The organism is Streptomyces sp. NPDC044061, from assembly GCF_056434305.1.
In genome coordinates this window covers 29,878-41,244 of the sequence record NZ_JBWKFL010000057.1, presented here as the reverse complement: position 1 = coordinate 41,244, position 11,367 = coordinate 29,878, and the positions used below count along the sequence as shown (strand labels likewise).

Annotated in this window: 10 protein-coding genes and 1 pseudogene; 4 read left to right on the top strand and 7 right to left on the bottom strand. The window is 68.6% G+C overall.

The genetic code is table 11. From position 1 onward, the window contains the following. Positions 1–377 (bottom strand): transposase (locus AC07CM_RS44330; RefSeq protein WP_478882241.1); only part of this gene is annotated, 377 nt, incomplete at its 3' end. A gap of 320 nt (positions 378–697) precedes the next feature. On the opposite strand from AC07CM_RS44330, the gene AC07CM_RS44325 reads away from it, so the two are divergent. Beyond that, a complete protein-coding gene (locus AC07CM_RS44325; RefSeq protein ID WP_478882240.1) occupies positions 698–961 on the top strand; it encodes a hypothetical protein in 264 nt (87 codons plus the stop codon). Positions 962–1,116: 155 nt separating this feature from the next. Here the strand turns inward: AC07CM_RS44325 and AC07CM_RS44320 are convergent, their stop codons facing one another. The 4 genes from AC07CM_RS44320 to AC07CM_RS44305 form a co-directional block, all read right to left on the bottom strand. Beyond that, the gene (locus tag AC07CM_RS44320) at positions 1,117–1,404 is read right to left on the bottom strand and encodes a hypothetical protein (protein ID WP_478882239.1); all 288 of its coding nucleotides are present in this window, start codon (positions 1,402–1,404) and stop codon (positions 1,117–1,119) included. Positions 1,405–2,910: 1,506 nt separating this feature from the next. Further along, positions 2,911–3,153, bottom strand: coding sequence for a hypothetical protein (locus AC07CM_RS44315; protein WP_478882238.1), 243 nt, complete (start codon positions 3,151–3,153; stop codon positions 2,911–2,913). Positions 3,154–3,313: 160 nt separating this feature from the next. Then, complete coding sequence (locus AC07CM_RS44310; protein WP_478882237.1) at positions 3,314–3,910, bottom strand: NADPH-dependent F420 reductase; 597 nt, start codon at positions 3,908–3,910, stop codon at positions 3,314–3,316. A 41-nt stretch (positions 3,911–3,951) separates the two neighbouring features. Beyond that, complete coding sequence (locus AC07CM_RS44305) at positions 3,952–4,770, bottom strand: inositol monophosphatase family protein (RefSeq protein ID WP_478882236.1); 819 nt, start codon at positions 4,768–4,770, stop codon at positions 3,952–3,954. A gap of 137 nt (positions 4,771–4,907) precedes the next feature. On the opposite strand from AC07CM_RS44305, the gene AC07CM_RS44300 reads away from it, so the two are divergent. Beyond that, positions 4,908–5,813 (top strand): LysR family transcriptional regulator, encoded by a 906-nt coding sequence (locus AC07CM_RS44300; RefSeq protein ID WP_478882235.1) that lies wholly within the window; start codon positions 4,908–4,910, stop codon positions 5,811–5,813. A gap of 405 nt (positions 5,814–6,218) precedes the next feature. Here AC07CM_RS44300 and AC07CM_RS44295 read toward each other — a convergent pair whose 3' ends face one another. Continuing rightward, entirely contained in the window at positions 6,219–7,352 is a 1,134-nt protein-coding gene (locus AC07CM_RS44295) for an FAD-dependent oxidoreductase (protein WP_478882234.1), read from the bottom strand. A 111-nt stretch (positions 7,353–7,463) separates the two neighbouring features. Here AC07CM_RS44295 and AC07CM_RS44290 point away from each other — a divergent pair, with 111 nt between their 5' ends. After that, entirely contained in the window at positions 7,464–8,192 is a 729-nt protein-coding gene (locus AC07CM_RS44290; RefSeq protein ID WP_478882233.1) for a TetR/AcrR family transcriptional regulator C-terminal domain-containing protein, read from the top strand. A 288-nt stretch (positions 8,193–8,480) separates the two neighbouring features. Next, positions 8,481–9,815 (top strand): annotated as a pseudogene (locus tag AC07CM_RS44285) (MFS transporter); the annotation flags it as partial. Positions 9,816–10,282: 467 nt separating this feature from the next. On the opposite strand, the gene AC07CM_RS44280 reads toward AC07CM_RS44285, so the two are convergent. Then, on the bottom strand, positions 10,283–10,597 hold the full coding sequence (locus AC07CM_RS44280) for a hypothetical protein (protein WP_478882232.1): 315 nt from the start codon (positions 10,595–10,597) through the stop codon (positions 10,283–10,285). Positions 10,598–11,367 lie beyond the last annotated feature (770 nt).

Here is an 11,367-nt window from a genome sequence, read left to right as displayed (position 1 = left end):
CCCCCTTTTAGCGCCCTGACGTGCGATGAGTCGACCACGCACCTCGACCAGTCCAGACGCGCGGCCGCGTTCAGTTCGGCCAGGAGCACTTCGTGCAGCCGCTGCCACACGCCGGCCTCGTTCCAGTCCCGGAGCCGACGCCAGCAGGTCATACCCGAGCCGAACCCGAGTTCCCGCGGGAGGTGTCCCCACTGGATGCCGGTGTGCAGGACGTACAGGATCCCGCACAGCACCTCCCGGTCCGGCAACGTCTTCCGCCCCGGATACCTGAACCGCCGAGGCGGCTGCGGCAGCAGCAGCTCCAGGCGGTCCCACAACTCATCTAGCATGATCCACGGCGACGCCCCCACACCGGCTGAACGCTCAACTCCCGTCATGAACACGGCCATCAGGCCCGACGCACCTCATTGTGTTAGCCGCTGTTAAAGGTCAGTGCAGCCGCCGCGACTGACCTGCCGGTGGAGATCTGACGTCGTCGCACACGCCAGGCCACCGAGCAGGGCCGCCTTGCCGATCAAGAAAGACGGGCCCCTGAATAACCCTCCGCGGTTGCTATCGCCCAGGTGTTCTCTTCCAGGACCTCGAGGATCGCACCCGAAATGGAAGTGAGTTACGGATATCCTCATGCGATGCCAGGACACTCATGCGATGCCAGGACAGCAGCTTTGGAATCTTGCTCCGACGGGAGGAGTGACAGGTGCTCTTCGTGCAAGGAACATCAATGACCGCAGTAGTTCGCGGCAGCACTGGTGAACCTGTGATCTTGATGTCCTGCAAGCCGCATTCGGCAGAATGGGAAAATCGCTCAAAGAGCCTGATGAAGGCGGCCAGCGCCATTCTTGAAGCTGATGAACTGCGAATGTTCAAAACTGCTGTCAGCAGGTTGAGGGAGAGCTCGCCGAAATTTCATCGCACTGCGGACGGAACGGTTGTCGCCGTATACAAGGTGACGGAAATTTGAAGGCCGGCGGTGCGGCCCGACCGGTCGCGGGACTTTGACACGTGCGGCTGCGGGAAGGGCCTGGAGGCCCGCGAAGACCCACCACGAGGGCGCCGCCCGCAGTCAGGGAAACGGTGACGGCGGGCGGCGCGAACTGCGTCGAACCATGCGTCGGACTAACGGCGCCAGTAGGAGTAGCAGTCCCAAGCGGGGTAGTGGTAGTGGTGACGGTAGCGCCCGTGCCGGTTCCGGTCGGAGCCCCAGCCGCAGCGCCGGTACCAGTCGTCATGGCGGTTCCAGCGCGCATCGTCACGACGCCAGTGGTCGTCGCGGTCGTCATAGCGACGCCAGCGGTCGTCGCGGTCGCCGTGACGGTAGCCCGGCAGGTCGCTGTCGCCACGGAAGTACCTGGGGTCCCGCATCCGATGCGAGCCGCCTCCGCCGAACGAGGACGCGACCGGCATGGTGGCGGCCGTACCCGGAAGCGCTGGAGCCGCGATTGCCGGTGCCGAGAGAGGAACTACGACAGCACCGACTGCCAAAATTGTGCCCGCCGCCACCTTAGCAATGGTCTTCACCTGATCTCCTTTCGAACATCGGGGCTGGTTTCCGATGCCGAATCTGACGCTACATTAAATCGCGCTGTTGTCACGCAGGCTGATTTGGTGTCAATCCAGAGCGGGAGCAGCCGAGATGAAGAAACAGCTGATCAGCTTCCCTCGTGGACGACCTCCAGCCACTCTTGACGCCCATAAGCTGCACTCGACCAGGTGAACAGTGCACCTATACGGATCCGTTGAACAAGAGAGGGACAATTAATGCCCCGTATTTTTCGAAGCCATTGAAAGAGAATTCAGAAAGGGCGATCCCTTTGCATGCGCAAGGTGGCGTGGTTCCCGTGATCGATGAGGATTCTTGGTGATGCAGGCGGGATGCGGGAGGCGTCATCGACCAGGGGCGCATCGCGCACATGGTGCCCGTTGTTCTCGATTCACCTCGAGGAGACGGCTGTGCGCGCCGGCCAAGACGCCAGAACGCGGGCCCGGCCGGGCCGTGCTCCGCGGCAACTCCAGCAGTGATGACGCGCCCGGCATGGCGGGCGCCATCAGCAGCACTTGCGACAGGTCTACCCGGCACCCGCGGCCGGCCGGGCCTGCCTGGGCGCGGCTGCACCGCGGCGCAGCAGACGACACCATGCTGTCCCTGCCGTCAAAGGACGACCACGCGTACGAGTAGGAGGGACAGCCCGTCCAGGATCCTGGGGAGCGAACGGGCGATGGAAGGACCACCCAACCGTCGTGAGCAGCTCGGGCATCACGGACGGCCGTTCCTTCCAGCGGTCGGCCGGTGCACCGCGTGGGCGGTCAGGACACGGACCGCGATGATGTCCGCCACTCGGGGCGAGCCACGAACGTTGAGGAAGCCGCACTGCTCTCTTTGAGGGGAAACGACGACCGTAGGCGGCCGCGCGTCTGGACTGGTCGAGGTGCGTGGTCGACTAGCCATCTGCTGAAGTCCCGGGCTTCGATGCGCGTCGCCCGGTCCCAGGCGATCCCGGAGTCAGACCAGAGGAACCTGAACCAGCGCAGTAGATCCAGCCCATACGACCGGACTGCGGCCTCTGCCCTGCCCGCCGCCAGGAGATCCCGGAAGTAGGCGGTAGCAGCCTCCACCACCGCCCCATCAGGATCAAGGAGTTGGTAGGGCTCGTAGCGGTTTCCCGTAGCCATCAGCCGACCCGACTGAGATCCCGCTCGGGGTCGTCATCTCCGATCATGGTCGCAGAACGTACCGCCGAAAGTGGCCATCTACCGGTTGAACTGCAGAAACTCCGGGCTTTGTTCAGTCAACAGGGCGTCGACCGCGCCTTCCTCTACCGCCACCGTTTCCTGCTCGCCCAGGTCCACGCCCAGGCTGCCGAACCGCCCGCGGTCCCCGCCGGCCGCGGCCCCGCGGTCGGCCGGGCCTCTCTACAGGCCGACCTGCTGGCCGCCGACGCCCGCACCGCTCGCCTCGCTGCCCGGGTCCGCCGCGTCGAACAGCGCCTCAGCGAGGTACTCGGTGATCAAGTCTGGCGCGAGGTGGGCATCGGTGGCCCCGAGGACACCGAGCAGCTCAAGGCCCGGATCACCACCCTCGAACAGCAGGCCGTCGACCTGGAGCTCAAACTCCAGGACCAGGGTGATGGGCTCGCCGCCGCCCCGGGGGGCCAACGGTTGAGCTCATGGCCCAGCTCAACCGCCCACTGGGCTGAGCAGAGCCCGGGCCGGCCGCTTGACGGCCGGCGGTCGGCGGTCGGCGGTCGGCGGTCGGCGGTCGGCGGCGTATCTGTTCTGGATGTGGGCCCACCGGCGGCGGTGCACTGTGTGCGGATCAGCGGGCGATCGAGATCGCGAAGGGCGCGAATCCGCTGGACCGAATCACGTGCGGCACGAACAGTATCGCGGCCTCCGTGGCGCGGGCGGTTTGGATCCCGCCGAGATCAGTGATCCACTCCTTGCGCCAGCCGAGGTTGATGAGCAGTTCACGGACGGTCTGCTTGGCCTGCGGGTCGTCGCCGGAGAGGAAGGCGTCGGGCGCCTGGGTGAGCGTGGCCGGCGCGGTCATCACCGGGAAGAGCATGGTGTTGAGTGTCTTGACGACGCGCGTTTTCGGGAGCGCTTCCTGGAGTTGCTCGGCGAGGCTTGAGCCGGGGTAGATCAGGTGGGCAGGCAGTCCGTCCGGTCCGTCGACGGTGGCGTTGGAGACGTCGACGAGGATCTTGTCGCGCAGTTCCTCGCGCAGGGCGACGAGCCGGTCCAGCGAGCCGGCTCCCGGGGTGGCGTTGATGACGATCTGGGCTGTCCGGGCAGCGTCGGCGGCGGCGCCCGGTGCGCGGTCCGCCACGGTCACCTCATGCCCTGCCCGGGTGAGGGCTGTGGCCAGAGTGCCGCCGACGCGGCCGTTTCCGAGAACTGCGATCGTGGTCATGATGATCTGGTCCTTCCGTGCGTGCAGGTTGTGGTGCCCGGTCAGCGTGAGAGCGTGGCGACGGCCTCGGCATGGACGCCGGGTGCGGCGGCCAGGAGGCTCTCGCTCTGCGGGGTCCAGGGGCGGCCCTGGGCGTCGGAGATCTGTCCGCCGGCCTCGGTGACGAGCAGCGCCCCGGGCAGCAGGTCCGCGCGGGCGCCGGCGAACTGCCAGAAGGCGTCGATCCGGCCGGCGGCCACGTTCAGCAGGTGCAGGGTTGCGGGCACGGCGGTGCGGACGACGAGCGCGTCGAGGAGCATCGCGGTGATCGAGGAGCCGACGCGTCGCACGACGTTGTCGTCCTCGTCCGGCCGGGCCTGGCTGGTGGCCACGATGCTCAGGCCGAGGTCCGCGGTCCGGGAGACGTGCAGCGGTCGGCCGTCGAGGTGGGCGCCCGCGCCGGCGAGCGCGGTGTAGGTCTCGCCGGTCAACGGCAGGTGGACCGCGGTGAGCACCGGCTGGTTCTCACGCACGAGGGTGGCGGTCACCGCCCACTCCGGCAGGGCGTGCAGGTGGTTGACGTTGCCTTCGGCCGGATCCACGACCCACCATTCGCCGGGCGGCAGCGCCCCGCCGTCCAGCTCGTCCTCCACCCACCCAGCATTCGGACGCAGGCGTGTGAGGCGGGGGCGCAGGATGTCGAGGGCCGTGTCGTCGTTGACGGCGAGCGCGCGCATCAGCTCTTCGCGGGTCTGGTAGCGGACCACCTCGCCGAAGCGCCCGCGCAGCGCCGAGCCGGCCGCACGCACGGCGATCGCGGTCTGGCCGAGCAGGTCGGCGTCCAAGGCGGCGACGTCAGTGGTCTGAAGCATTTCGGACATGGTGAACTCCCTTTTGAGTAGGAGGTGATGAGGCCGTTCGGGCCGAACCGTGCGCTCTGTTCAGCGCTCTGGTCTCGAAGGTATACAGCCCCTTGATTAACTTCAAATGCATGTAAAGCACGGCTAGGATTACTCACATGCAATTGGATTTGAACCTGCTGGCCGCGCTCGACGCGCTGCTGGAGGAGGGCAGTGTGGCCGGGGCGGCCGCACGCCTGCATGTCACCGCCCCCGCAATGAGTCGGAGTCTGGGCCGAATCCGGCGCACGACCGGGGATCAGATCCTGGTGCGCACCGGCCGCACGATGACCCCGACGCCGTACGCGATCGCCGTCCGGGAACAGGTGCACGAGCTGCTGCACCAGGTCCAGGGGGTGCTGGCACCGAGCCGTGAACTCGATCTGGCAACGTTGGAGCGCACCTTCACACTCCGCTGGCATGATTCCCTGGTCGCCTTGAGCGGCCCCACACTGCTCTCGGCCGTGCGTGAAGAGGCGCCGGGCGTGCGATTGCGCTTCGTCGCGGAATCGAGCATCGGCACCCCCGAGTTGCGGCGCGGCGAGGTGGACCTGGAGGCGAACGCCAACCGCCCGAGCGCACCGGACATCCGTGCCGAGAACGTGGGCGAGAGCCGCCTCGTCATCGTCGTGAGGCAGAGGCACCCCCTCACCCGTGTCAGGGCCGTCACCGCGAAGCGGTACGCCGCCGCTGAGCACGTCACCGTCTCGCGACGTGGAAACCTCAGTAATGCCCTCGACGACGCCCTCGCGCGGCTCGGCCTCACCCGCCGCGTGGTGGCGACCGCGCCCACGGAAGCGGCCGCGCTGGAGTTCGCGCGCGGCTCCGATCTCCTGGTCTGCGTCCCCGAAGCCACCACGCGGTCAGCGGTCGCCGACCTCGGCCTGGTCGTGCTCCCCCTCCCGCTCGAACTGCCGTCGGCACCGATATACCTGTCATGGCATCAGCGCTACGACACCGACCACGCCCACGCCTGGCTGCGCGGGCTGGCGCGAACCGCGCTGGCCATGGGCGGAGCGTCGTAGTCGGCGCCGTCCGGCTCCTTCACCTATACGTCCACGCGACCACTTCGATGCCGCACGGCCGGCCGCTGTGCGGACCCGCATCAGATCACCAGCCCCCGGCGGTAGGCGTACACGACCAATCTGAAGGGGGGCGCGAAGCCCTGGTTTGCCGAGAATGCAGGACACGAACGTCTTGGCGGTCTCCTGGCCGCCTCCACCCCAATGCTGCCGGCCCGCTGCCGCCACGCCTCCGTCCGCTCCCTGGAGCGCTACGCACGCCCCAGCGTCGGCGCGGTCGCTCGGCACGTCGCCGAACGCGGCGGCGATCTGCTTCAACGTCAGCAGCCGCTCGTCCGTGCGGGTGCCGGCCGTGGGGGCGGCCAGACCGACGCCTGCGGCTCACGATCGCGGATCTGTGGGTCCTGCTCACTCGGTCGGCTCCAGGCCGGTGAGCAGGTTGAGCAAGCCGGCGGGGGCGTTGTCGCCGAAGATGAGCCGGTGGTTCTTGTCGGATTCGGCGGCGAACCGGGCGCTGCGGGGAAAGAGAGCCTGCTCGTACTCCGCAAGGGCGGCTTCGATGTCGTCGGGGTGTGCGGCGATGGCTTTGCCGAGTTCGGCGCCGTCGAACATGGCGAGGTTGGCTCCCTCCCCGGCGAACGGTGACATGAGGTGGGCGGCGTCGCCCAGCAGCGTCACTCCGGGAACGCGGTCCCACCGGTGGCCGATCGGCAGGGCGCTGATCGGGCGCGGGGCGAGGGCGGTTTCCCCGTCAGTGATGAGTGCGGTGAGTTCGGGCGCCCATCCGGTGAATTCTGCCGCCACCTGGGCCGCCGCCGTTTCGGGACTGGCGAGGACGGCGGCGATCCATTCCTGCGGCTTGGTGAGCGCGACGTAGGTGTGAAGAACGGCGTGGGCCTCTCGATGGCCCAGGATTCCCTTGCCGGCCGTGACGGCGAACAGGGAACCGTCGCCGGTGGCCTTGGCCGCTGCCGTGTGGCGTCGGTCGGCGTCGTACAGGTAGGTCTCGATGAACGACGTGCCGACGTACTCGGGCTTCGCGTCGGAGAGCAGCGGCCGGACCCTCGACCAGGCGCCGTCCGCGCCCACGAGGAGGCCGGTCGTCACAGTCGACCCGTCGGCGAAGGTCAGCTCGTGCCTTCCGTCTCCGAGGGGGCGGACACTGGTGACCTTGTGTCCCCACTGGATCATCTCGTCGGGCAGCGAGTTGAGCAGGATCCGGCGCAGGTCTCCGCGGAGCACCTCGGGGCGACCGCCCGTGCCGTCGTCGGGCTGGTCGAGCAGGACCGCGCCGTGCTGGTCGAGCACGCGCAGGGCCTCGCCGCCTTCGTGGATGATCGCGCGGAACTCGTCGGTGAGGCCGGCCGCTTCGAGGGCGAGCTGCCCGTTGTACTCGTGGAGGTCGAGCTGGCCGCCCTGCGTGCGGGCCTCCGCCGATGTCTCGGCTTCGTAGATGGTCGCGGGGATGCCGTGCAGGTGCAGGACCCGGGCGAGGGTCAGGCCGCCGAGCCCGGCGCCGATGATCGTGACGGGAGTGGTCATGGTGGTTTCCCTTTCGGCTGGACACGCTCTACTCGGGTACAGTGTTCGCAGTAATGGCGCCACGATAGCACTACTGCGAACAGTGAGCGCAGTAGTGAGGAGGGAAACCCGATGGACGACGCTCACACGGTGATCTGGAACCGGCCGGAGCGGGCCGCGAAAGGCCCCGCGCCCTCACGCACCCGGGCGGAGATCACCGCCGCCGCCATCGCGATCGCCGACGCCGAGGGCATCGAGGCACTGTCCATGCGGCGCGTCGCCAAGGAACTGGGAACGGGAACAGCCTCGCTCTACCGCTACCTGGCGTCCAAAGACGACCTGCTCGACCTCATGCTCGACGCCGTAGCGGCCGAAGACGGCGGCCCGCCTGCCCCCACCGGCGACTGGCGCAGCGACCTGCGGACACTGGCCTATCGCTCCCGGGCCACCATCCACCGGCATCCCTGGATGGCCTCCCTCGCGGCAGGGCGCCCATCACTTGGACCGAACTCCCTCGATGCCACCGAATACGCACTCGCCGCCCTCGATCCCCTCGGCTTCGACATCGACGTCATGATCACCGTCGTCAACACGCTGCAGGCCTTCGTCCGCGGCTACGCCATCGGCGAACTCGCCCAACAGGAAGCCGTCCGACGCTCCGGAGTCGGCAACCAGGAATGGATGGACGCCCACGCGCCCTACCTCGACAAAGTCGTCAAGACCGGGCGCCACCCACTCCTCGCCCGCGTCATTCGTGATGCCGAACTGCCCCACGCGGTCGACAGCGCCGAGCGCGGGTTCGAACTGGGACTCGAACGACTTCTCGACGGATGGGAGGCCAACCTCCCCGTCCGGCCCTGACGATTCGACAGCGCCAACTGGGCGTTCATCGGAGAACTCCGCACCCGGGCGCCGGCCTCCGCGCGCCGAACTGCCGACACAGCGCGATCCCCACGAGCCGGCATCAGAGAACGATCAGGGTGAAGCCCCGTGCACCACACCTATTGCATCCGCTACAGCGCTCCGGACCACCCTGGTCTGCGGAAACTCCAGCCGCACACTCGGGACGCCCCGGAGAGACCTCGCTGATTCGGACACGGCCGGTACGGCCGTAGGAACCGCCACGGCCGTCCTCGCCCCGCGCCTCGGCTGGTGCTGCCGGCAGCCCAGTTCACGCCGGCCGTGGACTTCTCCATCCTGAACGTGGCGCTGCCGGTGATCGGCGAGGGCCTGGGCTTCCCTCTGGCGCATCTGCAGTGGATCGGCACCGCGTTCGCCCTGTACGCGGCGGGCTTCACCCTGCTGTTCGGCCGGGTCGCGGACCTGTTCGCACAACCGCCGGCTCTTCCTCGGCGCTCTGGTGGTGCTGGGCGCGTCCTCGCTGGTGGGCGGTCCGGCACAGAACCCGAAGGTGCTGATCACGGCCCGTGTCTTCCAAGGGGCTCGCGACGGCTGCGGTGACCCCGGCCGGCCTTTCGCTCATGACGACCTCGCTCCCGCCAGGTCCGCTGCGGGAGAAGGCCCTCGGCCTCAACGGGGCTTTGATGTCCGCCAAATTCACCACCGGCGCGATCCTCGGCGGCCTGCCGACCGACCTGCTCTCCTAACGCTGGGCGTTCTTCATCAACGTGCCCGGCGCCCTCACCGTCCTGATCGTCGCCCCGCCGGTCATCAAGGAGTCCCGGCCGGATCAGCGCCCGAAGCCGGACGTGCCCGGCGCCATCAGCGTCACCCTCGGTCTGCCGGCCGTCGTCTTCGGCCTCACCCAGGCCGGTGAGCCGGCTGGGGCTCCGCGAACGCCCTGCTGTCGCCGGCGGCCGGCGCGCTGTTGCTGATCGTGTTCTGGGCCGTCGAGCGCAAGGTGAGCGCCCCGCTGGTGCCGCTCGGCGTGCTCGGCAGGCGTTCGGTGGCCTGGGGCAACGTCGGCCTGGGGCAACGTCGCCGGTCTGATCGCCTTCCTCACCGAGACCTCCCCGGTCTTCCTGCTGACCCTCTACCTGAAGGAGGTGCTCGGCCTCTCCCCGCTGGCCGCCAGTCTGTCCTTCGGCGTGCTGGGCGTCCAAACGGTCGTCGGCGGCTCGGTCGCCCCGAAGGTCATCGGGAAGGTCGGCAGCAGGCAGACGCTGATCACCGGCGGCGTCCTGCAGGGCCGTGTTCACGGCCGCGCTGCTCGGCCTCGACGACGACCGCTCCTGGATGTGGCTGCTGCTGGTCGCCACCTTCGCCGGCGGTGCCGGCAACCTGCTCGTCATCGTCGGATTCGTGGTCACCGCCACCTCCGGCCTCGCCGACCACGAACAGGGCCTGGCCACCGGGCTCGCAACCATGACTCAGCAGATCGGCATCACCATGGGCACACCGATCATGAGCACGATCGCCACCGCCGCGATGACCGGCACGGGAACCTCCGCCGTCCTCGGCGGGCTGAAGACGGCCCTCGCGGTGAACGCCGCCCTCGTCCTCCTCGGCACCCTCACCAGCGCCTCTGCGCGGTGCGCGATCGAGTGCGCTGTGACGCACGGCGCTACGAACTCCGCGCCGGCCGGCCGCTTTGGACAGGGACAGGGCCGTACGTCCGGACGACCGGCCGTCCGGTGTGGGGCGGCGGTGGGCGGTCCGGCTCAACGCGTGGAACCCATCGCATCCCCGTACGGATCTACCGGCCCGTTCCGCGGTCCTACGGCCGGCCGGTCCGGGCGCACGGCCGCAGCCGGCAGGCCGAGTCCGTCGAGCACCGGCACGGGCCCGCCACGCCTGGAGGGCTCCTTTGAGGCTCCTCAAGTCGCTTGGCGCGCCACCAACATGACCGTCAGGCTGATGTGCATGACGGGAATCGTGACAGCGCGCCGCGTCGCGAACGACCTGGACGCCGGGGGCGACACCTACCGGCCGCCGCCCGCGGTCAGGGGCGCTGACCGCGGGCGGCTCGGATGTGGTGCTGGCTGACGACGTCAGTCGCAGTCCCAGTAGGAGACACGGTGGTGGTTGCCGTACCGGTACTGGTCCCAGTCGTCGTAGCGGTCGTAGCGGCAGTGGTTGCGGTGACGCCAGCGGTCGAAGCGGCCGTAGCGGTCGTCGTCGCAGCCCCGCCGCCAGTCATCGAAGTGGCGGTAGCCGTAGGCGTGGTGGTGGCCCGGGTGGAACGAGGGCGCCACTGCCGTCGCGTGGACCGCCGCCGGGGCAGCGGATGCCTCCATCGAGAGAGGCGCCATGACAGCACCGGCCGCCAAAAGCGTGCCCGCTACTGCCTTAGCAATGGTCTTCACCTGATCTCCTTTCAAACACCAGGGCCGGTTTAGCCCTGCTACTGATCCTGACGCTACACAAATACCCCGCGATTGGTTGCGGACTGAGTGCCCATCAATTTTTGCGGGCATGCGGGCGTGATATCGAAAACGGCAGCTCAGCAGCGCTGCCGTGCCCTTTTCGGAAATCCGTGCTCTGCTCGGCAAAGGCACCCGACCAGGTGAACTCCCCCACCAGGCAGACCGGTTGGCAAGGGTGCGACACACTGAGCCTGATGGTGTTAATACGCCGCTGGAAATGCCCTGGATTTTTTCGGAGTCGTGCGGTGAGAAAATGCGCGGCGGCCTGCGGTGAAGCTGATTGGGGTGGGTATCGGTGCCGCCCCGACTTTTATGGAGGCGCGTTTCTCGCCGAAAGACGTCTGCCGGCCGTCCGCGGGTGGAAGGACACGCGAGGCTTGGCGTGTCGCCGTCCGACCGCCGTACGGCGGCCATGCAGGGGCGAGGGTCGCCAGGGGCCTCCCGGGCGGTGTGGCGCACCGCCCGGCACCGGGGGGATGACCGTCCGGGAACGCCGGTCGGGACTTCGGGAGGGGCACGCCGGCGGTGGTGTCGCCTCGGCGCGCCCTTTTAAGTGGCGGGAAGCCGGATCCCGCCGCCGTCCTCACGGCGCCGGGGGGGGGGGGGGGGGGGGGGGGGGGGTTGGGGGGGGGGGGGGGGGGGGGGCGGAAAGAACCAGGGGAGGTAGAACGAAGAGCCAAAGACAGTGAGAAAGGTCGGTGGGGGGGTGG

Coding starts and splice junctions, on each gene's coding strand:
- AC07CM_RS44320 (WP_478882239.1), bottom strand. CDS start 1,404: ATGCCGGTCGCGTCCTCGTTCGGCGGAGGCGGCTCGCATCGGATGCGG.
- AC07CM_RS44305 (WP_478882236.1), bottom strand. CDS start 4,770: ATGTCCGAAATGCTTCAGACCACTGACGTCGCCGCCTTGGACGCCGAC.
- AC07CM_RS44300 (WP_478882235.1), top strand. CDS start 4,908: ATGCAATTGGATTTGAACCTGCTGGCCGCGCTCGACGCGCTGCTGGAG.
- AC07CM_RS44310 (WP_478882237.1), bottom strand. CDS start 3,910: ATGACCACGATCGCAGTTCTCGGAAACGGCCGCGTCGGCGGCACTCTG.
- AC07CM_RS44290 (WP_478882233.1), top strand. CDS start 7,464: ATGGACGACGCTCACACGGTGATCTGGAACCGGCCGGAGCGGGCCGCG.
- AC07CM_RS44295 (WP_478882234.1), bottom strand. CDS start 7,352: ATGACCACTCCCGTCACGATCATCGGCGCCGGGCTCGGCGGCCTGACC.